The following is a 19,651-nucleotide window of genomic DNA, read 5'->3' on the forward strand; positions in this document are numbered from 1 at the left end:
GCGTCGGGCGTTTCATCGTCCTCCACACCACCCGCGTAGCGGCGTTCCGCTTCACACGCGGGTCACCTCGACAGGTGTCTTCATGATGATTTCACGATGCGGGAACGGGATGGAAATGCCGGCCGCCTTGAACGCATCCCATAGCGCCATCAGCACTTGACCGCGAATATTCGTCAGCCCGTTGCTCGGATCGGAAATCCAGAACCTCAATTTGAAATCGAGCGATGATGCACCGAAACCGGTCATCCAGCAGACCGGCCGGGCATAGGTGCTGGCGACCCGCGGAATCGATGCGGCGGTCTCGATGGCGATGCGCGCGACCTCGTGCGGATCGCTGTCATAGGATGTTCCGAAGTCGATCTCGATGCGAACATAGTCGCTGGAAAACGACCAGTTCACGACTTGCTGCGAAATGAAGTCTTCGTTTGGAATGAGGTATTCCTTGCCGTCTCTCGTGATCACCGAGACGAACCGGGATCGCAGGTCGCGGACCGAGCCGAAGGTATCGCCGAGTGTGATCGTGTCGCCCGGTTTGATGGATTTATCGAGCAGGATAATGATCCCCGAGATGAAGTTGGAGACCACCTTCTGCAGGCCAAAGCCGATGCCGACACCGACGGCACCGGAAAAGATCGTCAATGCGGTCAAGTCGATACCGGTGGCGTTCAGGGCGATTAAGCCGGCGAAGCAGATCAATGCGATCTTGACCAATTTGCTGATGAGGACCTTGAAGGAGGGGGTGAGATCCGCAGACCTCTGTATCCAATGCGCCGAGACGTTACCGAACAGGACGGCGAGCCAGATCAGCGCAAAGGAAAGGACGATAGCCTTCAAGACAAGCAACAGCGAAAGGCGAACCGCGCCGAGATTGAACGCCACGCCATCGAGCGTCGTCAGGATCACGCGATCGAGGCCAATCGCGTAGAGCGCAAAGTAGATCCAGCCAGTGACGGCAACAACACGCGCCAGCGTCTGATTTCTGATGATGCGCGTGAGGACCGAGATAACAAACCACGCCGCCGTAAGCGTAAGCGCGGTGCCGACCAGCCATCGGTATGACGGCCATCCAAAGCGCAACAGCATCGCATCGGCGATCCACAGCCATATAATCAGAAATAGCCACCGTAGCCGCCGCATGAAAGCGATGATGACGCGCAGCAAGTCCGGATTGCCCTTGATGGTGCGTGCGCGAGCTTCGACTGCCGGCTCTATCCGCTTTGCCAGGAGGCCACAAACCAGGTAGCCGGCGACAATCAGGGCGAGTTGATAGAACGTCCACTCGTTGAGAAGGACCGTCCGCATCCAGGAACCAACGGCGTCGAACGCTTCTACGAAATCCATCGCCTTTCTCCGCGAGCGCCATGCGTCCATCTGAGCGCACGAGAGCGGGGTGAGGAAAAGTGGGCGCGGTTTCCGCCCGCATCCCGCCCTAGCCAGAATCGATCACGTTCATGATCGTGGGTCGATCGACCGAAAATCATCGTGATCCAGGGACGCTCTCTTTTGAATCTAGCGCACCCTTTGCACTTTCAAAGCCGCCGCCCGAAAACCTGGTGCGGTCGCGTCGGGAAAATGCGACCCGCATACAGCGCAGTCCTCTCAGATCCGCCGCTCCTTGATCGTGTTCATGACGAAGCTTGTCTCGATCGAGGCCACGCATTTGAGCCGCGCGATCTTCTCCTTGATGAAGCGCTCGTATTGTTCGAGCCCGGCGCTCATCACCTTCAGCACATAATCGCGCGAGCCGGTGACGAGGTGGCATTCGAGCACTTCGTCCCAGCCGCGGATCGCCTGCTCGAACATGACGATCTCGTCCTCGTGCTGACGACTGAGCCTGACGGTCGCGATCGCCGTCATCGTCCAGCCCTCGACCGCCGGGTCGATCAAGGCGGTATAGCCGCGGATCACGCCGGTCTCCTCCAGCCGCCGCAGCCGGCGCAAACAAGGCGACGCCGATAGCCCGACGCGCTCGGCGAGCTCGTTGTTGGTGATGCGCGCGTCGGCCAGCAATTCCTTCAGAATTCGGCGGTCGGTTTCATCGGCAATTTTCTGCGTCATATTCCTTCAGTCCTGCCAATAGTTTGCGCAACTCAAGGGTATGTGATCGCAAATAGCAAGGATCGGTCCAGGCGTCTGATATAATTTGCCTGTCAGTCGCCCCGTTTCGCTTCAGGAGAAAGCCATGACCGCGCCGCACCCCTACAAGACTCATATCGGAAACCACAAGCTGCATCCCGAAACACTGATGCTGAACTATGGCTACGATCCTGAACTGTCGGAGGGGGCCGTCAAGCCGCCGGTGTTCCTGACGTCCACCTTCGTCTTCCGTTCGGCCGAGGAAGGCCGCGACTTCTTCGATTTCGTCTCCGGCCGCCGCGAGCCGCCGGCGGGTGTCGGCGCTGGTCTTGTCTATTCGCGCTTCAACCACCCGAACAGCGAAATCGTCGAAGATCGCCTTGCCGTCTATGAGCGCACGGAAAGCTGCGCGCTGTTTTCCTCCGGCATGTCGGCGATTGCCACGACACTGCTCGCCTTCGTCAAGCCCGGCGACGCGGTGCTGCACAGCCAGCCGCTCTATGGCGGTTCGGAAACGCTGCTGGCGAAAACCTTCCTCAATCTCGGCGTTTCGGCCGTCGGCTTTGCCGATGGCGTCAACGAGGCGGCGGTGACCGCGGCCGCCGAAGAGGCGATGGCCAAGGGCCGCGTCTCGGTCATTCTCATCGAAACGCCTGCCAATCCGACCAACAGCCTAGTGGACGTCGCCATGATCCGCCGCGTCGCCGACGCGATCGGCGCCAAGCAGGGTCACACGCCGGTGATCGCCTGCGACAACACCCTGCTCGGACCGGTCTTCCAGCGGCCGATCGAACACGGCGCCGATATCTCGCTCTATTCGCTGACCAAATATGTCGGCGGCCACTCCGACCTCATCGCCGGCGCAGCCCTCGGCTCGAAGGCGGTGATGAAGCAGGTGAAGGCGTTGCGCGGCGCCATCGGCACGCAGCTCGATCCGCATTCCTGCTGGATGCTCGGCCGCTCGCTCGAAACCCTGTCGGTGCGCATGCACAAGGCCAACGATAACGCCCGCGTCGTCGCCGAGTTCCTGCGCGACCATCCGAAGGTCGAGCGTATCCACTACCTGCCCTTCCACGACGAAGCCTCACCGCTCGGCAAGGCCTATGCGGCGCAATGCACTGGCGCCGGCTCGACCTTCTCCTTCGATATATCAGGCGGCCAGGAAGCGGCCTTCCGCTTCCTCAACGCACTGCAGATCTTCAAGCTTGCCGTCAGCCTCGGCGGCACGGAATCGCTGGCGAGCCACCCGGCGGCGATGACCCATTCCGGCGTGCCGATCGACGTGCGCCGCCGGATCGGCGTTCTCGACACGACGATCCGGCTTTCGATCGGCATCGAACATCCCGACGATCTGGTCGCCGACCTCGCCAACGCGCTGACGCTCGCCTGATTTCGAGAACCTGACATCAGCAGACCGGCCGCCGACGCCTTCGCGACCGGTCTGCTCAATGGGACAGGATGTTGATCACGTTGCCGAACGGGTCGCGGAGATAGAAGCGCCTGACACCCCAGGGCTCATCGGTAATGTCATAGACGATCGCCACGCCCTTTTCCCGGGCTTGGGCATAGACCGCATCGACATCGTCAACCTCGATCGAAAGCACCGGCACCGGCGTGCCGTTCCCGCCCTCACTCGCCACGCTCACCTGCGGCAATGCCGTCTGCCCTTTGGCCGCGAATGTCAGAATCCAGCCGTGATCCATCACCAGCTCGAGCCCGAGCAGATCTGCGTAAAAGGCGTGCGCGGCCTGCGGATCTGACGCGTAAAGATTGGACACGATACGTTTGACTGCCATGTCGTCCTCCCGGTTTTGCCACTCGGCAATCTGTATCGCCACGACAAGTTTGCCAAGAGCAGTGGTGCCTACTCCGATCGCGGCAGCACGGTCCGGATCGCGGTTTCGACCACAGCCTTGAAGCGCGCGATCTCCGGCCGCCGCTGCTGCTGGCGCGAGGTCTCCAGAAAGACCGTTCCCTCGGTGCCGTCGATTGCGAGCGGGCGGATGACGAGCGCCGGATGCAGGCCCGCCAGATGCCGGGCGAGTGACGACGGAACGGTGGCGACCAGCCGGCTCGCGGTCAGTGCATCGCCGATCCCCAGATGCGATGGCATGATGAGCATGATACGGCGCGAGCGCCCGTCCCGCGCCAGCAGCCGATCAAAATGGTTGTCCGAGACCGGCCACGGCAACGAATAGAGATGCGAGGCTGACAAATAGCCTTCGACCGTGACCTCATCCGTCGGAGCCAACGGGCAGAGCGGACCGAACAGGCAGACGAGGCGGTCGATCGCAACCGGGGTCCGGTCAACGAGGCTGCGGTCGTCACGATCGCCGCCGACCGAGATGACCGCATCGACTTCGCCCTGCGACAGTTCGGTGGCGTAGGAGCGGCGCTCGAAGGAGCGGATCTCCAGGCTATGGCACGCATGGTCCTGTTGCACGCCCTGGATCAGCACCGGCAGCAACTGCTGGCGCAGGCCGTCGGGCACCACCAGGGTAAACCGGCGCGCCTGGGGCAACGCTTCCAAAGCGCCGGATGAAACCGCGAGCGTAATGCTGGCAATCATCTCGCTGAGCGGCACCGCGATCTCTTCCATCCGCGGCGACGGCGCCATGCCGGTTGGCGTGCGCGCGAACAGTTCGTCGGAAAAATCCTCCCGCATGCGCCGCAGCCTGTGGCTGATCGACGACGCCGTCACCCCGAGCCGCACCGCCGCCCGCCCGACATGGCGTTCCAGCATCAGTGCATGCAGCACTTTCAGATTGTTGAGGTCGATGCGACGCCAGTCGAGCATGCTGAATTCCGTTCAATGCGAGATGAGGAGCGATCATTTTCCAGCGATCGTTGGCCTTGCTACAGCGGCTCCTTAACACAGGAGGTGGCATGAAAGCAGCCGCGTCCCAGGAGAGAACGGACCATTGAGATGCAGGTGATGATCGAGGGACAGTCACGCTTCCGGCCTTTCGGCTTACCTTATTGGGGTTTCGAAGATCTCAACAAGGGAGTTGGAAGCATGACTGCCTCTTATGATTACCATATCGGCGTCGACTACCACAAATCCTATAGTCATCTGGTGGTGCAGGACAGCAGCGGCAAGACGCTCAGATCGGGCCGGGTGAAGAACGATCGCCAGTCGCTCGGTGGGTTTCTCGAACGCTACCGCGAGAACTCGCATGCCGTGGTCGAGGCGACGCGCAACTGGATGGTGATGTACGACTGGCTCGACGACATTTGCGATGATGTCGTTCTCGCCCATCCTTTGAAGGTCAAGGCGATTGCCGACGCCAAGATCAAGACCGACAAGATCGATGCGACGGTGCTCGCGCATCTGCTCAGGGCCGACCTGGTGCCGGAGGCCTGGGCGCCCAGCGAACGAGCAAGAGACCTGCGCGTCGCCCTGCGCGAGCGGATGTTTTACGTGCGGCTGCGCACGATGACGAAGAACCGCATTGTCACGGTGTTTGATCGCTATCCGGAGCAGACGGCACAGCTGAAGAAGCTCGGGGATCTGTTTGGCAAGGCCGGCCGCGTCCAGCTGGCGCAAGTCAACGTCTCGGAGATCGACCGCATCCAGATCGACCGTGGCCTCGCCTTCATCGGCGACATTGACGTGCGGATCAAGCAGTCGGAAGCAACGATCCGGGCGATGACCAAGGCCAATGCCAACGTCAAGCTGTTGAAGACGATCCCCGGCATCGGCGAGTTCTTCGCCCGGCTGATCGACGCGGAGATTGACGATGTATCCCGCTTTCGCAATCCGAAGAAGCTCGCCGCCTATGCCGGACTGGTGCCCTCGACCTATTCCTCCGGCGGCAAGACCTTTCACGGCAAGATCATCAAGCAGGGCAACAAGTGGCTGCGCTGGGCTTTCGTCGAAGCCGTCACCCCCGCCATCGCCAGCGATGCGCAACTTCATGACCAGTACGAGCATCTGAAGATCAGAGGAACCAACAAGGCGCGTGTGGCGATCGCGCGCAAGCTTTTGACGATCGCCTTCCAGATCCTGCGTGACCAGCGCGCTTACGAGCCGCGCGGCACCAGCACCACGGAAGGCGCGTCGACGATATCCCGGCTGTCCTGATTGTCGTCTAGCGAGCCCGGCAGGACTGGGCTGCGCTCCTCAAGGAGAATGGGAAGCCGGGAGCCGAACGCCACTCTGTGACCGAAGCCAGCACGGCATCAGGGTCACGCATTGGAGACTGGTTCAAGAACCGAACGGCAGATGCCTGTCGCGCGGAAGGAAGAGATTTAGCCGATCGGCGAAAATGCCGATCAATAACCAACCGAACCCAAGGAAAAGCCGCCAATCGAAGGCGTTTCGCCCCTTGTGTTCTTTCATTGGAGACCTCAATGCTTGACCTGAAACGGATCGCCCGCAGCACTTTGCTGCCGCTTCTGTTGCTGCCGGCGCCATCCATCGCCGAAGATGGCGGCCCGCACGTTACCAGCTGCGAAGCGATCTTCCATATGGTTGCGGGCTGGCAGAAGCAACCGCCGGAGTGGCCCGATGTCGAGCTGACGGCCGAGGTCGTGTCGTTGGAGGTTCAGGATCCGATCGCCGTCACCACCCTTTGCCCACAAACCAGGACCCGCGTCGTTTGCCTGGAATACAACAACAGCGCCTTGAAGCCGGGAGACCGGGTCGATGTCAGCGGGCTGGTCTCCAGCACTTTCGAAGACGGCGTCGTGCTCGATCCCTGCGGCACCATCAAGGTCGAAGCTGACGAAAAAACCTGACGACAGAAACCCGAGATCAGCGGGCAGCCGTCGCCACACGCACGAGGGTCGCTGCCGCCTTGCCGGCACTCTCCATATAGCTCGCATCCCGGTGCAGGAGCACGACTGCAAAACTGCCGTCGAGCAGCAACAGCATCTGGCGCGCCAGCTCGCCTGCATCATCGATGCCCGCCACGGCAAACATCTGCGTCAGCCAGGCCTCGAACTTCTTCTTGTGGGCGGCACCGATGCGGATAGCGGGATGGCCGGGCATGCTCGCAAGCTCGGCCGACGTGCGCAGGAAGCCGCACCCCTTCCATTTCGAATGCCGCGCTGCCCGGGCGAGATTGACGAAGATCGCCTCGACCTTCGCGGCAAGATCGCCGTCTGCTGCATCGAACCATCTGCGGAAGAGCGCCAGGTTCGGCTGGTCGCGCCCTTCGAGATAGGCGGCGATCAGCTCGTCCTTGCTCCCGAAATGGTAATAGAGCGTGCGTTTCGTCACCCCGGCAGCTTCAGCCACCGCGTCGACGCTGACGGCGCGAATGCCCTCGGCATAGAAGAGTTTCGAGGCGGCATCGATGATGCCTTCCCGGGTGGTGCGCTCTGGTTTTGCCATATCGATGTATACCGACTAGTGAATATACTTTTGATCTTCCCTCACCTAGCCTTCTTTCGTCAATGCCTCGCTCGACGCGAGGAAGGGAGAACACCATGTCCGACACCGTATTGCTGCAGATTTCCGATGGCATCGCGCTTCTGACGCTGAACCGACCGGCCAAGCTCAATGCGCTGAACTACGAACTGATCGATTGGCTTTTGGGTCTGCTCGACATGATCGAGGTGAACGACACCGTCGGCGCGGTGATCATCACCGGTGCTGGCGAACGGGCCTTTTCCGCCGGCGGCGACATTCCCGAGTTTTCCGGGAGCGTTGCCAAGGGGGCGAACACCGCCGTGCGTGATTTCGTCCGCCGCGGCCAGCGCCTGACCGCAAGGCTGGAGGCATTTCCCAAGCCCATCATCGCCGCCGTCAACGGTCTCGCCTATGGCGGCGGCTGCGAAATCACCGAGGCCGTGCATCTTGCCGTTGCCAGCGATCGCGCCCGTTTCGCCAAGCCCGAGATCAGGCTGGGCATGCCGCCGACCTTTGGCGGCACCCAGCGCCTGCCCCGGCTTGCCGGCCGCAAACGCGCGCTGGAACTGCTTTTGACCGGCGACGACTTTTCGGCCGAACACGCGCTCGAACTGGGGCTGGTCAACAGCGTCGTTGCCCACGACGAGCTCATGCCTGCCGCCCGCGCGCTTGCCAGACGCATCCTGCGACATTCACCGCTTGTCGTCCAGACGATCATCACCGCCGTCACCCGCGGCCTCAACATGTCGATATCAGAGGGGCTTCTGGTGGAAAGCGAACAATTTGCCCGCATGGTGCCGACCGCGGACCTCACAGAGGCGTTGGTCGCCTGGAAGGATCGGCACAGAGATATTCAACCAATCGGTTGACAATAACCGCGAGATCGGCGATATTCAACGACATGGTTGAATATATGAACGATCGGCTTGACGCCGTATTCCATGCGCTGTCCGACCCGACGCGGCGGGCGATGCTGCAGGATCTGTCAGCGGGTGAGCGGCTGGTGGGCGAGTTGGCCGCACCCTTCTCGATCTCGCTTGCCGCCGCATCGAAACACATCAAGGTGCTCGAAGGCGCCGGTCTCGTGCGGCGCGAAGTGCGCGGCCGGGCGCATGTCTGCCGGCTCGACGCCGAGCCGATGCATGCCGGCATGGAATGGATGCGCCATTACGAAGCCTTCTGGCGTCAACGCATCGATGTGTTGGAGGCACTGCTTCTGGCCGAGGACGCCGCGAAGGCCGCAGACAGGCAGACCACGACGCCGCAGCAAACGGAGAAGAAGCGATGACACCGCAAGCCGGCATGGACGACGGCGGATATGCCCGGATCGTCGCGCCGGATGCGGCACGCATCGAGCGGTTGTTGCCCGGCCCGATCGAGCGCATCTGGGCCTACCTGACGGAGGAGGACAAGCGCCGCCAGTGGATGGCGTCGGGCACCATAGGTGCTATAGCCGAATCGACGGTCGAACATATCTTCCGCCATGAGGACCTCGGCACGGATTGCGGTGAGCCGCCAACCAAATATGCCGCCCTTGCCGGCGAAAGCCGTATCCATGGCCGCATCATCGCCTGCAAGCCGCCGTACCTGTTGGCCTATACCTGGGGCGAAGGCACGCCGACGCCGTCGCAGGTGCGCTTCGATCTGGAGGCCAAGGGCTCAGAAGTGCTGCTGGTGGTCACCCATTCGCGCATCGCGACACAGGAGATGATGGCAAGCGTGGCTGCCGGCTGGCACACCCATCTCGACATTCTCGCCGATGTGGTTTCCGGCCGCACCTCGCATGGCTTCTGGAACAAGCATACTAGGCTCGAACAGGAATATGCGCGGCAGATCGCTGCGCGCTAGTACCCGTTAACACATCATACTTGCTGCACGGTTTTCTCCCTTGGATCGATATCGATCCAGGGGCCCATGCCGCACGCCCATTCACCCCAACAGGATCAAGGGAGGCTACAATGTTGCTTCAGGATAAGAGTGCGATTGTTTATGGCGGCAGCGGCGCCATCGGCGGTGCTGCGGCGCGTGCCTTTGCCCGCGAAGGCGCGAGTGTCTTTCTCGTTGGACGAACGGCCGAAACCCTGGATCGTACGGCCAAGGCAATACGGGCGGCGGGTGGAAAGGCGGAGTTCGACGTCCTCGACGTGATGGATCAAGCCGCCGTCGAGCGGCATGCGCAATCGGTTGTCGACCGAACCGGCAGGATCGACGTGGTCCTGACCGCTGTCGGCTTTGCCCACATTCAGGGCCCGCCGCTTTCTGAGCTGACGCTGGAACAGTTCGAGCACCCGATTGCAGCCTATACCCGCGCCAACTTCATCACCGCCAAGGCGGCAGCAGCGCAGATGGAAAGAAACGGCAGCGGTGTCATCCTGACGCTTTCGACGCCCGGCTCGCGCATGTCCGGCTCGGGTTTCCTCGGCTACGGCACCACCTGCGGCGCCATCGAGACCTTCTCGCGCATTCTCGCCGGCGAACTCGGCAGCCATGGCATCCGCGTCATCTGCCTGCGGCCGGATGCCATTCCCGAGGCACTGCCAGCTTCGCATGCGCGCGCCGTCTTTCAAGGGTTTGCCGACCGGTTCGATACCACTGTGGAGGAGATGCTCGACGGTCGGGCAAAGTCCGGCACATTGCTCGGCCGTTTCCCGAGGCTCGACGAGGTCGCCGACTATGCCGCCTTCGTCGCCTCGGACCGGGCGGGCGCCATGACCGGCGCGATCGCCAACCTCACCTGCGGCTCGCTGGTTGATTGAAATGAACGACCGGCGGACCTTCACAGGGTCGCGTCGGTCGTTCTCTTCAGCTGCGCGCAAAACCCAGAATGAACAGCGCCAGAGCGCCGATCGAGGAAATCGTGCGCACATGGTTCCACCAGACCCAGTCGGTCAGGTAGTGCTGCTGCCAGATTTCGGTGGCAGCCTGCCCAGACGTGGCAGCCGCCAGCGCATCGTTCATCGGCACGTTGAAGATAATGGTGACGATCAGCACGCCGGCGACGTAGGCGATGCCGCCGGCCGCCAGCAGCAGGCTGCCGTTACCGCCCCAGATGAAGGCCGCGACGACCAGCGCGAGCCCCAGAAGCGCCGTGCCCATGAAGGTACTGAGGAACAGCGGATTCTGGATCACCACGTTGATGGCGTTCATCGCCGCGATCCCCTGCTCCGCCGGCAGCCGCGACAAAGCCTGCATGATGCAGACCGAGAAGATGAAGAACAGCCCGGCCATCAGGCCGGAGCCGATTGCGGCGGCAAACGCCAGAGCGGGGATCAGCGGGATCATGCGGCGATACTCCAGACACCAGTTGCAGCGGTCTCCCGGGCATAGTCGGCGAAGTCGCGCGGTTTGCGCCCAAGCACGCGCTCGACATCGGACGTCACTTGCGAATTGCGCCCGTCGAGCACCGACGTGAAGAGATAGCGGATGAGTTCGACATAGTCATCAGGCAATCCGTCGGCCCGCAACTGCACCGTGAAGTCGGCAACCGGCACGGACTGATAGCCGATCCGGCGGTTGGCAGCCGTCGCGATCTCGGCCACGGCCTGGGCAAAGGTCATCAGCCGCGGGCCTGTCAGCTCATAGACCTTGCCGACATGCCCCTCGTCCAGAAGGGCTGCAACTGCCACGTCGGCGATGTCGTCGGTGCTGATGAAGGGTTCGGTGATCTCATCCGGCGGCAGGAACACCGATCCGCTGCGAACGGAATCGGTCAAAAAATCCTCGCTGAAATTCTCGAAGAACCAGCTTGCCCGGATGATCGTCCAGTCGGCGCCGGAGGCCTGCAGTTCGCGCTCGGCCGCTTCCGCCTCGTCCTCGCCGCGCCCCGACAGAAGCACCAGCCGCTTGATGCCCGAGCGAACGGCAAGCCTCGAGAATTTGCGGATGGTTTCGACGGCGCCCGGCACCGCCAGATCCGGCTGGTAGCTGATATAGATGCGCTCGACATTTTCAAGCACGGGCGCCCAGGTCGCCTCATCCGTCCAGTCGAAGGAAGGCGATGCCGAACGGGCGCCGATGCGCACCGCGATACCCCGCTCCTCAAGGCGGGCCGCCACCCGCCGCCCCGTCTTGCCCGTACCGCCCAGAACCAGTGTGAGTTTGTCAGTCATCGCTTCCTCCTGAGGTTGATTGCAAAACATGAGCATCTCTCACATTTGCAAATGTGATAAATCCTCGTATTTTAGGAGTCAAGTCAAAATGTGAGCATTACTCATGATTCCCGATGCAAGCCCTTCCACAATCCCCGCTGACGACGAGCCGGCGCTGCGCCGCACGCCCAGCCAGAAGCGCAGCCGCGAGCGCGTCGAGCACATCCTTTCCTGCGCCACGGCGATCATCCAGGAGAAGGGCAGCGACGCCATGCGCATGAGCGAAGTCGCTGAAAAGGCTGGAATCTCGATCGGCTCCCTCTACCAGTACTTCCCCGACAAGGCGGCGATCGTGCGCACGCTGGCCGAGCGCTACAATGCGGTCTGCAATGAATGCATCGGGGCCGAGCTTGCCAAGGTGACGTCGATCTCGGAACTGCGTGACGCCTTCTCCATGCTGTTCGACATCTATTACGATATGTTCCTGGCCGAGCCTGTGATGCGCGACATCTGGTCAGCGATGCAGGCCGACAAGGCGCTGCGCGAGATCGACCTTTTGCAAAGCCGTGCCGGCGGCCAGCTTCTGGCCGACGTCTGGGCTCGGTTTGCGCCCGACACGCCGCGCGAAACGATCGACAGCGCCGCCTTTTTGATCATGCATCTCGGCGATTGCACGATGCGGCTTGCGGTCTCCGTCACCAGAGCAGAGGGCGACCAGATCGTCGAAGCCTATAAACGCATGATCCTTCGTGATTTTGTCGCGGATGGACCGGGCGGCGGCGCAAGTCTAATTGACATCTCCGGGGTGCGATCCTAATCATCGTGGATCGATTGGTTCCCGCAACGCGAACGCGTTTCGGGAGTAAACGGGAACGTGACGGATGGACCCATGCTGGGCATTCAAATCACGGCCGACCCCGCGACTGTAGAGCGACGTGAATGCGCCGTTCCGGAGCGATCCGGAAGAAGCCACTGGAGACAAGACCGCGAGAGGGCGGCCCTTGCTCTGGGAAGGCGAGGCAAATCCAGGGTGATCTCACCCGACGTCCTGAGCCAGGAAACCTGCCAGTCGATGCGGGCATAGGGCCCAAACCGGGAAAGATCCCGACGCCATCACGGAGGTTGTCATGGCTACATCTACAGTTTCGAGCATTCCGCTCTCCCTCAGCGATCGTCTGACCGCAGGTATCATCGCGCTCCTCATCGGCGGCTTCCTCGTCTTCGGCGCAGGCCTGGCGAACTCGGCCGTGCTGCACGATACCGCGCACGACACCCGCCACTCCTATGGCTTCCCCTGCCACTAAGCGATGTTCCGGGACGCGACTTGCGTTCCGCATCGACATAGCTGCGGACAAAAACGCTTCCGGCAGACAGCCGGACGCGTTTGCTCGCGTCTGATGCAGATTGAAGATCTGCCGGACGGAGCCGTTCGCATATTTGCCAGTGGGACACGGCGCTGCCTGCCAGATGCATGGCGCGCCGATATCGAGGGATATCGAAAATGATTGTCAGAACGCTTCTGGCCGCGATCGTGGCTGGATTGATTGCCGGTGTCTTCATGACCGGCGCCCAGGAACTGCGCGTCGTACCGCTGATCCTGCACGCGGAAGAATTCGAAGGCGAGGCACCGGCCGCCGGCGAACAACCAGCCGTTCAGCCGGGAACGGCCGATCCGGCCGCAGCAAACCACGACCAGCATTCGTCGCTGAAGGCGGTTTCGCCGATTGGCGCTTTGCTTGACGCCCTGTCGCCGATCACGCCTGCCTACGCCCATGAGGGCGAACACGAGGAAGGCGGCATCATGTTCGGCATGAGCCGCTTTTCCGGCACGCTGATCGCCAATCTGGTGACCGGCTCCGGCTTCGCGCTGCTGCTCGCCGGCGTCAGCCTCGTCATCGGCTACCCGATCACGCTCAGGAACGGCGCGCTCTGGGGCGCCTGCGGCTGGCTTGCCGTGCACATGCTGCCGGCAATCGGTCTGCCGCCGGAACTGCCGGGCTTCCCGGCCGCGGAACTCGGCGACCGCCAGGTCTGGTGGGGTGCAACCGTGCTGTTGTCTGCCGCCGGTCTCTATCTGCTGGTCTTGCGGCAAGAGATCGCCGCCAAGATCATCGGCCTCGTGCTGATCGCGGCACCGCATGTCTATGGCGCGCCGCAACCGTCGGACATCTCCAGCAATGTGCCGGCCGTGCTCGGCGCTGAATTCGCCGTGGCAGCCCTTGCCACCACGCTCGCGTTCTGGATTGTTCTCGGCGTCGTGTCGGGCTTCATCAACGATCGTTTCGCCAAGGCGTAACAGACCGGCCAGATTTCGCCATCAACCCGGAGCCCCTGATATCGCCGATATCAGGGGCTTTGTCGTCGAGATGTCTCAGCGCGCCTGCAATGCCAGCAGATGCGCCTGCAACCGCGCGCGGCGGTCGTCCGGCGCCAGCATCACGCAACTGTCGCAGAAGCTGCCACCTTCCGTTCGATAATAGAGACAGCAGCCGCCGCGCAGGCGATAGGTGCGCGACAGCGCATGATTGCCGCCGATCTCGATCACGATGTCCTCGTAACGGAGCTTGTCGGAAAATAGCGACGTACCCGCGCGCTTGACGATCGCCAGCGCCCTCGCCATCGCGGTCTCCTCGTCGCCGAGGACGCGGCCGATCTCCAGGAACCCACCGGCAAGCGAATCCGCCGCAAGCCGCCATTGCGCGCCCGAGGACAGGCCGGTGCGACGCTTCAACATGACGACGATCGGCGCCAGATGCGCAGCGAAGGTTTCGCCGAAGACGTCCGCAGTCGCCGGGGCATGATCCCCGGCTGCGGGCAAGGCAAGGCTGAAATGAAACCGCTTGGCCGCGACAAGCCGTTCGCCATAGGCCCGCGAAAATTCTTCGAAGCGAAGGCCGCGAACGGCTGCCACGATGCCCCCACCGAGATAGAGGCCGCCAAGCGCGAGCGTGAGCTGGTTGCTGTAAAAGGCAATCAGATGGGCGGCGCGGATCTTGTCGTCCATGCCCTCGGCAAAGCGATCCTGATAGGCAAGGCTGTCTTCAAGCCCGACGCCCTCCTCCACCCAGAACCGCGCCTCGGGAAGAAATACGTCGCCGGCGGCCCCGAGCGAAAAGCCCACTTCGGGGAAAGACGACTGCAGGTGCGCGAGAACGCCAAGGGCGCTCTGGCGCAACGCCGCGTCCGCCTCGTCCTCCGCCGGGCGCTCGTCCTGCCGCTCGTGGCCCAAGCTCATGCCGTCTCCCTGGTCTCAAGCCAGCCGCCGCGAAAATCCGCCCGCTGCAATCCGCGCCGTATGGCCGGAATGCTGCGCGTCAGCTCCCAGACGAAACCGTTTCTGGCATTCTCGATCATCATCACGACAAGCCCCTGGTCAAGCCCGACCACGCGGTCGTCGACCCAACCCTCCGGGCCCACACCGGGCAGGCTCGGATTGAACCCGCCGGGAAACCGGCTCTCGCACAGAATGTCCGGGTAACAGTTCTCGAGCTCGGCGAGTGCCGACTGCGACGCATCGGCAGCGAAAGGCAGACAGGCAACCGGTGCCCAAGGTGCCAGCGTGCCATCGTCAGGACCACCGGGCGCGCCGCGCGCCGCATAGCCGAGCATCCGCTGCCAACGCCCATCGACAAGCCGCTGCCGCCCCGCCGGTCCACCGCAGGCGCTGAGGCCCCACATATCCCCGCCGTAACCGGCGAAATCGCCGGGATTGCGCTCGGCATGGGCTCGCTGCAGCGCGATCGCCCGGCAGGTATTGTCGAAATAATCAGTCGCCTCGTCACGCATCGGCGCATCGCCAATGCCGCGAAGGTCCAACCAGGCTTGCGGAAAGAGATGGACGAACAAAGGCGCGGCCTGCAGATGCGGCGCACCGTCGACCGTGGTCCACGCATAGGCGGCCGTGAATTCGCGGTAGTGCTCCGGGCCGATTGCATGGTGCGGCGCGCCGAGCGCGAGCACGTAGAGCAGCAGTGCCTCGCTGTAGCCCTGCCATCGATACTTAAGAAACCGCCCGGGCGGTCGCCAGCCCATCGTCAGTATCTCGCCACGGCCGAGCGCCCAGCGCCAATCCACCCGGGCATAGAGCTTATCCGCAAGCGCGCGGATTTCCCGCTCCCCCGCACTGTCGCCGGAGAAATAGGCGCCTGCGGTCAAAACGCCGGCAATCAGCAGCGCGGTATCGATGGTGGAAAGCTCGCACTGCCACACCCGCTCGCCGGTCTTCATGTGGAGAAAGTGATAGTAGAAGCCGCGATAACCGGTGGCGAGCGCATCGCTCCCCTGCCGGCTTTGCGCCAGAAACCGCAGGGTCATCAGCACCCGGCCGGCCGCTTCGCCGCGCCCGATCCAGCCGCGCTCGACGCCAACAGGGTAGCAGGAAAGCCCGAAACCGGTGGCAGCGATGCTTGAGGGCGCGTCGGGAAGCGACGTATCGGCGACAAGCCCGGTGCCGGCATCGCTATAGCGCAGGAAATAGTCGAAAGCGGCGGACTGCAGCCTATCGACCTGAAAACGCTCCGTATTCCGTGTCTGTTGAAGCATATCCTCAGCTCATGCAGGCCCGTCGGCACGGTATCGATCGGCAGTAAACCCTGTCGATATCACCTTTTATTGAAGGTCAGCCAACCCCAAACAGTCGCGATAAGCCAATCCTGTGCTACATTTCCTGAGATGACGCGGCTCGCAATGACGGGTTGAAGCGATGTTAACCATGCTGGCGTTGATCCTTTCCCTGACTGGTGGCCCGACCCAATCGACCGCCGCGCACACCGACGTCGATGTCGAACTGGTGCTGGCCGTCGACATGTCCGGCTCGATGGATCTGGACGAAGCCCGCGTCCAGCGCGCCGGCTACGTGCAGGCGCTGCGCCATTCCGACTTCCTCAATGCGGTAACGAGCGGTCGCTATGGCCGGATCGCCCTTGGCTATTTCGAATGGGCCGGCACCGTCAACGAATCCTCCGTCGTTGCCTGGCAGGTGATCTCCAACGCCGCCGAAGCGGACGCCTTTGCCGCGCTGATCGAGGCCCGCCCCGTCGGCACCCGCCGCGGCACCTCGATCTCCAACGCGCTCACTTACGGCACAGCGCTGATCGACTCCAACGCCTTTGCCGGCATGCGCCGCATCATCGACGTGTCTGGCGACGGACCCAACAATATCGGCCCACCGGTCATTCCCGCCCGCGACATCGCCATTGCCCGCGGCATCATCATCAATGGCCTGGCGATCCTGATTAGACCGTCCGTCTCGACCGGGCCGCTCGACCAGTATTATGCCGAGTGCGTCGTCGGCGGCCCGGGCTCCTTCGTGCTGCCGGTGCATGAGCCGGAAGATTTCGCCATCGCCATCCGCCAGAAGCTGATCCTGGAGGTCAGCGGCCTGCCGCCACCGCCGCGTGTGCGCCTCGTCGATGCCTTGCCCGCTCCCGACTGCCTGATCGGCGAGAAGCTCCGGCCAGGCTTCATCGACCGCGTCTATCCCGAACTTGACAAGTAGTCGGCCCACATTGGCAACGACGCTTTGCCATGCCAGATTGTCGTTTCCTTACTGCATGTTTCCTTAAATCCTATTCGATTTAAGGATAAAAACAGGCAGCCATTCAAAGTGCTACAGCGACATTTGCGCGTCTAATAAGACGCGCGGCGCTGTAGGGCGCGCGCGTCGATAAGATGCCGCGTTCAATCGTGGATCGATTTCCTTCATGTCCCTGACCACCCATCCTGCGGCGGCCGACGCGTCCACCGACACCAGCACCCGACAGATTCGCGACAAGCTGCGCGATGCGATCGTCGAACGACGGCTTGCGCCCGGAACCAAGCTGTCCGAAAGCGATGTCGGCGATCTGTTCAACGTCAGCCGTACGCTGGTGCGCGCCGCGCTGCAGTCGCTCGCCTATGAGGGGCTGGTCACTGTCGAGAAGAACCGCGGCGCCTTCGTCGCCCATCCCTCGCCGGATGAAGCCCGCCAGATTTTTGCGACCCGCCGACTGATCGAGCCGGGCCTCGTGCGCGCCGCCGCGCCGCGCATTGGCGCGGCTGATATCGATGAGCTGCGCCGCCTGCTTGCCGCCGAACATCAACTGACCGCACAGCGCGGCCGGTCGGCGCGCCGCGCCGAGATCAAGGCCTCGGGTGATTTCCACCTGGCGCTCGCCGATCTCAGCGGCAATGTCATTCTCAGGCGCTTCATGGATGAGCTGGTGGCGCGCTCCTCGCTCGTCATCGCGCTTTATGGACAATCGAGCGTCTCGACCTGTGGCCACGACGAGCATGGCGACATCCTGACTGCGATCGAAACCGGCGACATCGACACCGCCTGTGCGCTGATGATCCGCCATATCGATCACATCGAGGCCGATCTCGACCTCAGGGAGCGCAAGCCGACCGACCTCAGGGCCGCGCTCGATCTCTGATCGCTGACAGCCAAAACGCTTGAACGGTTTCAGGGAGACGGCCTGCACCCGGCCGCAGGCCCCTCGCCGCTCCCCACGCCTCCATCATTCGAAAAAATCTTTCGCAAAAATTGTCACGGCGAAAGCGTGCCGGCTCTCGTCCGAAAGCCTTGTCTTCCAGGGCTTCCGACGGCCCCCCATCTGGCCGAACACATCGGGTCGGCATCGTCATGGTTAAAAAAGTGCAGCCGCGGAGGGAACCATTGGCGCTCCCCGGCGTTGGCCTCGCGCTCAAAAGACTATGAACGAGGAATGCAAGATGAGCGAAAAAACCTTCGCAACGCCGATCCACCTGAAACTGTCGTCCAAGCGGCAGACCGTCGTCAGGACGGTCTGGGAGGCGCTCGAACTGCTGCGGCAATGGCCGGGCAGACGTGGACGGGAATATCGTGCCGCCCTTCAGCGCTGCCTGGATGCGCTTGACGGGCTGACCAGCGTCAACAGGGCAAGCCAATGCTTCACCGCGGCCGCCCGTGAATCGGGCCTTCTGCTTGCCTGAGAAAAACTCCAGTTTTCCGACATTCACGCACCGACTGAACGGCCGGTGCGTCCACCGCTCTTAAACCGCATGCCGTTTTCGCAAAACCGCTGCACACTTTTGCGCGACATGCATCAGCCGCTATTGCGTCGGCCGGCCGACGATTTCGACCTTGTCGGAAACAAGTGCTGCCAGCGCGGCCTTGTCCAGCCGCCAGTCCGGCGAGCCATAGCCAAGCGGCCACTTGTAAGGCTCCCTGTCGTTGAAGAACACCACGGCCGTCAACAGCGGGAAACGCGCGCGATAAGTCCTGCGATCGAAGATTTCTGCGTACCAGGCGCGCTTGTAATCCGCTGAACCGGCAACCCCAAGCTCGGCAATCATCACAGGCTTTCCAAAGCCTTCGACGCGGCGGTATTTTTCGCCAAGCGTCTCGCCGAAGCTGCGCTCCCGCCCCCAATAGTCCACATCCATCTTCTGCAGACCCCACACGGGAATGCCGATGGCATCGACGACATCGTCGCCGGGATAGTAGCCGGCAAGGTTGCGATGGCCCTTGGGCGACCAGACGAAGCGAGCGTCAGGCGCCAGCTCCCGGCAGCTTCTAACGAAATAGCGAAACGCCTTCTTATAGCCGTCCATGTCGCGCCGCGCCCAGGGATAGCGGCCGTCAGGGTCCTCCATCTCGTGGCCCCAGCGCATGTAGACCGGCGCTGCAACCGCGCCGGCACGCCGGCAGATATCGCCGATCTCGCGGTCGAAACGACCGCGGCCGATATCGGCAAACAGCCGCTCGCCGCCCGCCCGCCAGTTGCTCGCATGGGTATAGGGCTCGACGGAGATCATCAGCGCCCGCCCTTGGCCCTCGGCAATGGCGATCTTGCGCTTCAGCATCGCCTTGTCGAGCGCCTGCCAATAGATGAAGACATGCTCGATCGTGAGCGCAGCGCTGCCCGTGACCGCGTCATGCGGATCGTAGACGCCGATCGCGACCTCGCCGCCGGGCGTGCCGGCAGACCGCGCCGCCGAGCTGATCGAGCCCGTCGTCAGCACGCGATCGACCGTGCCGCCGAGATCGGCAGCCGCAACCCGCGAGGCACCCGCCACCGGCAGAAGCGCCATGAGGCCGGCCAAAAACACCGATCTGAACATCGCAATCGACAAGAGCTGTCTCCGGCAGGAGGACTTTGAGCATTTCCAG

23 protein-coding genes and 1 riboswitch are annotated in these 19,651 nt (G+C 62.6%); of the genes, 13 read left to right on the forward strand and 10 right to left on the reverse strand.

All coding sequences use genetic code 11. The features are described 5' to 3' along the window. Nucleotides 1–51: 51 nt before the first annotated feature. Both J3R84_RS11780 and J3R84_RS11785 read right to left on the reverse strand, forming a co-directional pair. On the reverse strand, nucleotides 52–1,341 hold the full coding sequence (locus J3R84_RS11780) for a mechanosensitive ion channel family protein (protein ID WP_025427851.1): 1,290 nt from the start codon (nucleotides 1,339–1,341) through the stop codon (nucleotides 52–54). A gap of 258 nt (nucleotides 1,342–1,599) precedes the next feature. Further along, entirely contained in the window at nucleotides 1,600–2,058 is a 459-nt protein-coding gene (locus J3R84_RS11785) for an Lrp/AsnC family transcriptional regulator (RefSeq protein WP_025427852.1), read from the reverse strand. Nucleotides 2,059–2,182: 124 nt separating this feature from the next. On the opposite strand from J3R84_RS11785, the gene J3R84_RS11790 reads away from it, so the two are divergent. After that, the gene (locus J3R84_RS11790; protein WP_025427853.1) at nucleotides 2,183–3,466 is read left to right on the forward strand and encodes a cystathionine gamma-synthase family protein; all 1,284 of its coding nucleotides are present in this window, start codon (nucleotides 2,183–2,185) and stop codon (nucleotides 3,464–3,466) included. 55 nt (nucleotides 3,467–3,521) lie between these two features. Here J3R84_RS11790 and J3R84_RS11795 read toward each other — a convergent pair whose 3' ends face one another. Both J3R84_RS11795 and J3R84_RS11800 read right to left on the reverse strand, forming a co-directional pair. Then, entirely contained in the window at nucleotides 3,522–3,872 is a 351-nt protein-coding gene (locus tag J3R84_RS11795) for a VOC family protein (RefSeq protein WP_025428215.1), read from the reverse strand. Between the two features lie 68 nt (nucleotides 3,873–3,940). Then, nucleotides 3,941–4,873, reverse strand: a complete 933-nt coding sequence (locus J3R84_RS11800) for a LysR family transcriptional regulator (protein ID WP_051509174.1) — start codon at nucleotides 4,871–4,873, stop codon at nucleotides 3,941–3,943. Between the two features lie 219 nt (nucleotides 4,874–5,092). On the opposite strand from J3R84_RS11800, the gene J3R84_RS11805 reads away from it, so the two are divergent. Next, nucleotides 5,093–6,160, forward strand: coding sequence for an IS110 family RNA-guided transposase (locus tag J3R84_RS11805; RefSeq protein WP_025428410.1), 1,068 nt, complete (start codon nucleotides 5,093–5,095; stop codon nucleotides 6,158–6,160). Nucleotides 6,161–6,429: 269 nt separating this feature from the next. Beyond that, entirely contained in the window at nucleotides 6,430–6,816 is a 387-nt protein-coding gene (locus J3R84_RS11810) for a hypothetical protein (protein ID WP_203529969.1), read from the forward strand. Nucleotides 6,817–6,832: 16 nt separating this feature from the next. On the opposite strand, the gene J3R84_RS11815 is transcribed toward J3R84_RS11810, so the two are convergent. Then, nucleotides 6,833–7,414, reverse strand: coding sequence for a TetR/AcrR family transcriptional regulator (locus J3R84_RS11815; protein WP_203529968.1), 582 nt, complete (start codon nucleotides 7,412–7,414; stop codon nucleotides 6,833–6,835). A gap of 95 nt (nucleotides 7,415–7,509) precedes the next feature. On the opposite strand from J3R84_RS11815, the gene J3R84_RS11820 reads away from it, so the two are divergent. The 4 genes from J3R84_RS11820 to J3R84_RS11835 all read left to right on the forward strand — a co-directional run bounded on the left by J3R84_RS11820 (nucleotide 7,510) and on the right by J3R84_RS11835 (nucleotide 10,188). After that, on the forward strand, nucleotides 7,510–8,301 hold the full coding sequence (locus J3R84_RS11820) for a crotonase/enoyl-CoA hydratase family protein (RefSeq protein WP_025427855.1): 792 nt from the start codon (nucleotides 7,510–7,512) through the stop codon (nucleotides 8,299–8,301). A gap of 44 nt (nucleotides 8,302–8,345) precedes the next feature. After that, nucleotides 8,346–8,720 carry an ArsR/SmtB family transcription factor gene (locus tag J3R84_RS11825; RefSeq protein ID WP_225906551.1) on the forward strand — a complete coding sequence of 125 codons (375 nt, stop codon included), beginning with the start codon at nucleotides 8,346–8,348 and terminating at the stop codon, nucleotides 8,718–8,720. After that, nucleotides 8,717–9,280, forward strand: coding sequence for an SRPBCC family protein (locus J3R84_RS11830; RefSeq protein ID WP_025427857.1), 564 nt, complete (start codon nucleotides 8,717–8,719; stop codon nucleotides 9,278–9,280). The genes J3R84_RS11825 and J3R84_RS11830 overlap by 4 nt, the downstream gene beginning before the upstream one ends. A gap of 110 nt (nucleotides 9,281–9,390) precedes the next feature. Next, nucleotides 9,391–10,188 carry an SDR family NAD(P)-dependent oxidoreductase gene (locus J3R84_RS11835; RefSeq protein WP_025427858.1) on the forward strand — a complete coding sequence of 266 codons (798 nt, stop codon included), beginning with the start codon at nucleotides 9,391–9,393 and terminating at the stop codon, nucleotides 10,186–10,188. A gap of 46 nt (nucleotides 10,189–10,234) precedes the next feature. On the opposite strand, the gene J3R84_RS11840 is transcribed toward J3R84_RS11835, so the two are convergent. Then, nucleotides 10,235–10,714 carry an anthrone oxygenase family protein gene (locus J3R84_RS11840; protein WP_025427859.1) on the reverse strand — a complete coding sequence of 160 codons (480 nt, stop codon included), beginning with the start codon at nucleotides 10,712–10,714 and terminating at the stop codon, nucleotides 10,235–10,237. After that, nucleotides 10,711–11,541, reverse strand: coding sequence for an NAD(P)H-binding protein (locus tag J3R84_RS11845; protein ID WP_025427860.1), 831 nt, complete (start codon nucleotides 11,539–11,541; stop codon nucleotides 10,711–10,713). The genes J3R84_RS11840 and J3R84_RS11845 overlap by 4 nt, the downstream gene beginning before the upstream one ends. A 103-nt stretch (nucleotides 11,542–11,644) precedes the next feature. Here J3R84_RS11845 and J3R84_RS11850 point away from each other — a divergent pair, with 103 nt between their 5' ends. From J3R84_RS11850 to J3R84_RS11860, 3 genes are all read left to right on the forward strand, one after another. Next, entirely contained in the window at nucleotides 11,645–12,337 is a 693-nt protein-coding gene (locus J3R84_RS11850) for a TetR/AcrR family transcriptional regulator (RefSeq protein WP_025427861.1), read from the forward strand. Beyond that, nucleotides 12,336–12,604: riboswitch (cobalamin riboswitch) on the forward strand. (Overlaps the previous gene by 2 nt.) 43 nt (nucleotides 12,605–12,647) lie before the next feature. Continuing rightward, complete coding sequence (locus J3R84_RS11855; RefSeq protein ID WP_025427862.1) at nucleotides 12,648–12,824, forward strand: CbtB domain-containing protein; 177 nt, start codon at nucleotides 12,648–12,650, stop codon at nucleotides 12,822–12,824. 197 nt (nucleotides 12,825–13,021) lie between these two features. Then, nucleotides 13,022–13,816 carry a CbtA family protein gene (locus J3R84_RS11860; protein ID WP_025427863.1) on the forward strand — a complete coding sequence of 265 codons (795 nt, stop codon included), beginning with the start codon at nucleotides 13,022–13,024 and terminating at the stop codon, nucleotides 13,814–13,816. Between the two features lie 75 nt (nucleotides 13,817–13,891). On the opposite strand, the gene J3R84_RS11865 is transcribed toward J3R84_RS11860, so the two are convergent. Further along, entirely contained in the window at nucleotides 13,892–14,755 is an 864-nt protein-coding gene (locus tag J3R84_RS11865) for a (2Fe-2S)-binding protein (protein WP_025427864.1), read from the reverse strand. Beyond that, nucleotides 14,752–16,062, reverse strand: coding sequence for a glucoamylase family protein (locus J3R84_RS11870; RefSeq protein WP_025427865.1), 1,311 nt, complete (start codon nucleotides 16,060–16,062; stop codon nucleotides 14,752–14,754). The genes J3R84_RS11865 and J3R84_RS11870 overlap by 4 nt, the downstream gene beginning before the upstream one ends. Before the next feature lie 160 nt (nucleotides 16,063–16,222). On the opposite strand from J3R84_RS11870, the gene J3R84_RS11875 reads away from it, so the two are divergent. The 3 genes from J3R84_RS11875 (at nucleotide 16,223) to J3R84_RS11885 (ending at nucleotide 18,471) form a co-directional block, all read left to right on the forward strand. Next, the gene (locus J3R84_RS11875; RefSeq protein WP_025427866.1) at nucleotides 16,223–17,017 is read left to right on the forward strand and encodes a DUF1194 domain-containing protein; all 795 of its coding nucleotides are present in this window, start codon (nucleotides 16,223–16,225) and stop codon (nucleotides 17,015–17,017) included. A 205-nt stretch (nucleotides 17,018–17,222) separates the two neighbouring features. After that, complete coding sequence (locus tag J3R84_RS11880) at nucleotides 17,223–17,933, forward strand: GntR family transcriptional regulator (protein ID WP_025427867.1); 711 nt, start codon at nucleotides 17,223–17,225, stop codon at nucleotides 17,931–17,933. A gap of 298 nt (nucleotides 17,934–18,231) precedes the next feature. After that, a complete protein-coding gene (locus J3R84_RS11885) occupies nucleotides 18,232–18,471 on the forward strand; it encodes a DUF982 domain-containing protein (RefSeq protein ID WP_025427868.1) in 240 nt (79 codons plus the stop codon). A gap of 120 nt (nucleotides 18,472–18,591) precedes the next feature. Here the strand turns inward: J3R84_RS11885 and J3R84_RS11890 are convergent, their stop codons facing one another. Next, nucleotides 18,592–19,614 (reverse strand): glycoside hydrolase family 26 protein, encoded by a 1,023-nt coding sequence (locus J3R84_RS11890; protein WP_051509175.1) that lies wholly within the window; start codon nucleotides 19,612–19,614, stop codon nucleotides 18,592–18,594. Nucleotides 19,615–19,651: the final 37 nt, after the last annotated feature.

The sequence above is a fragment of the Ensifer canadensis genome (assembly GCF_017488845.2).
GTDB classification, from domain to species: Bacteria; Pseudomonadota; Alphaproteobacteria; order Rhizobiales; family Rhizobiaceae; genus Ensifer; species Ensifer canadensis.

What these genes read in the sequence shown, in the direction of transcription:
- J3R84_RS11780 (WP_025427851.1), bottom strand. Translation starts at nt 1,341, where the DNA reads ATGGATTTCGTAGAAGCGTTCGACGCCGTTGGTTCCTGGATGCGGACG.
- J3R84_RS11785 (WP_025427852.1), bottom strand. Translation starts at nt 2,058, where the DNA reads ATGACGCAGAAAATTGCCGATGAAACCGACCGCCGAATTCTGAAGGAA.
- J3R84_RS11790 (WP_025427853.1), top strand. Translation starts at nt 2,183, where the DNA reads ATGACCGCGCCGCACCCCTACAAGACTCATATCGGAAACCACAAGCTG.
- J3R84_RS11795 (WP_025428215.1), bottom strand. Translation starts at nt 3,872, where the DNA reads ATGGCAGTCAAACGTATCGTGTCCAATCTTTACGCGTCAGATCCGCAG.
- J3R84_RS11800 (WP_051509174.1), bottom strand. Translation starts at nt 4,873, where the DNA reads ATGCTCGACTGGCGTCGCATCGACCTCAACAATCTGAAAGTGCTGCAT.
- J3R84_RS11805 (WP_025428410.1), top strand. Translation starts at nt 5,093, where the DNA reads ATGACTGCCTCTTATGATTACCATATCGGCGTCGACTACCACAAATCC.
- J3R84_RS11810 (WP_203529969.1), top strand. Translation starts at nt 6,430, where the DNA reads ATGCTTGACCTGAAACGGATCGCCCGCAGCACTTTGCTGCCGCTTCTG.
- J3R84_RS11815 (WP_203529968.1), bottom strand. Translation starts at nt 7,414, where the DNA reads ATGGCAAAACCAGAGCGCACCACCCGGGAAGGCATCATCGATGCCGCC.
- J3R84_RS11820 (WP_025427855.1), top strand. Translation starts at nt 7,510, where the DNA reads ATGTCCGACACCGTATTGCTGCAGATTTCCGATGGCATCGCGCTTCTG.
- J3R84_RS11825 (WP_225906551.1), top strand. Translation starts at nt 8,346, where the DNA reads ATGAACGATCGGCTTGACGCCGTATTCCATGCGCTGTCCGACCCGACG.
- J3R84_RS11830 (WP_025427857.1), top strand. Translation starts at nt 8,717, where the DNA reads ATGACACCGCAAGCCGGCATGGACGACGGCGGATATGCCCGGATCGTC.
- J3R84_RS11835 (WP_025427858.1), top strand. Translation starts at nt 9,391, where the DNA reads ATGTTGCTTCAGGATAAGAGTGCGATTGTTTATGGCGGCAGCGGCGCC.
- J3R84_RS11840 (WP_025427859.1), bottom strand. Translation starts at nt 10,714, where the DNA reads ATGATCCCGCTGATCCCCGCTCTGGCGTTTGCCGCCGCAATCGGCTCC.
- J3R84_RS11845 (WP_025427860.1), bottom strand. Translation starts at nt 11,541, where the DNA reads ATGACTGACAAACTCACACTGGTTCTGGGCGGTACGGGCAAGACGGGG.
- J3R84_RS11850 (WP_025427861.1), top strand. Translation starts at nt 11,645, where the DNA reads ATGATTCCCGATGCAAGCCCTTCCACAATCCCCGCTGACGACGAGCCG.
- J3R84_RS11855 (WP_025427862.1), top strand. Translation starts at nt 12,648, where the DNA reads ATGGCTACATCTACAGTTTCGAGCATTCCGCTCTCCCTCAGCGATCGT.
- J3R84_RS11860 (WP_025427863.1), top strand. Translation starts at nt 13,022, where the DNA reads ATGATTGTCAGAACGCTTCTGGCCGCGATCGTGGCTGGATTGATTGCC.
- J3R84_RS11865 (WP_025427864.1), bottom strand. Translation starts at nt 14,755, where the DNA reads ATGAGCTTGGGCCACGAGCGGCAGGACGAGCGCCCGGCGGAGGACGAG.
- J3R84_RS11870 (WP_025427865.1), bottom strand. Translation starts at nt 16,062, where the DNA reads ATGCTTCAACAGACACGGAATACGGAGCGTTTTCAGGTCGATAGGCTG.
- J3R84_RS11875 (WP_025427866.1), top strand. Translation starts at nt 16,223, where the DNA reads ATGTTAACCATGCTGGCGTTGATCCTTTCCCTGACTGGTGGCCCGACC.
- J3R84_RS11880 (WP_025427867.1), top strand. Translation starts at nt 17,223, where the DNA reads ATGTCCCTGACCACCCATCCTGCGGCGGCCGACGCGTCCACCGACACC.
- J3R84_RS11885 (WP_025427868.1), top strand. Translation starts at nt 18,232, where the DNA reads ATGAGCGAAAAAACCTTCGCAACGCCGATCCACCTGAAACTGTCGTCC.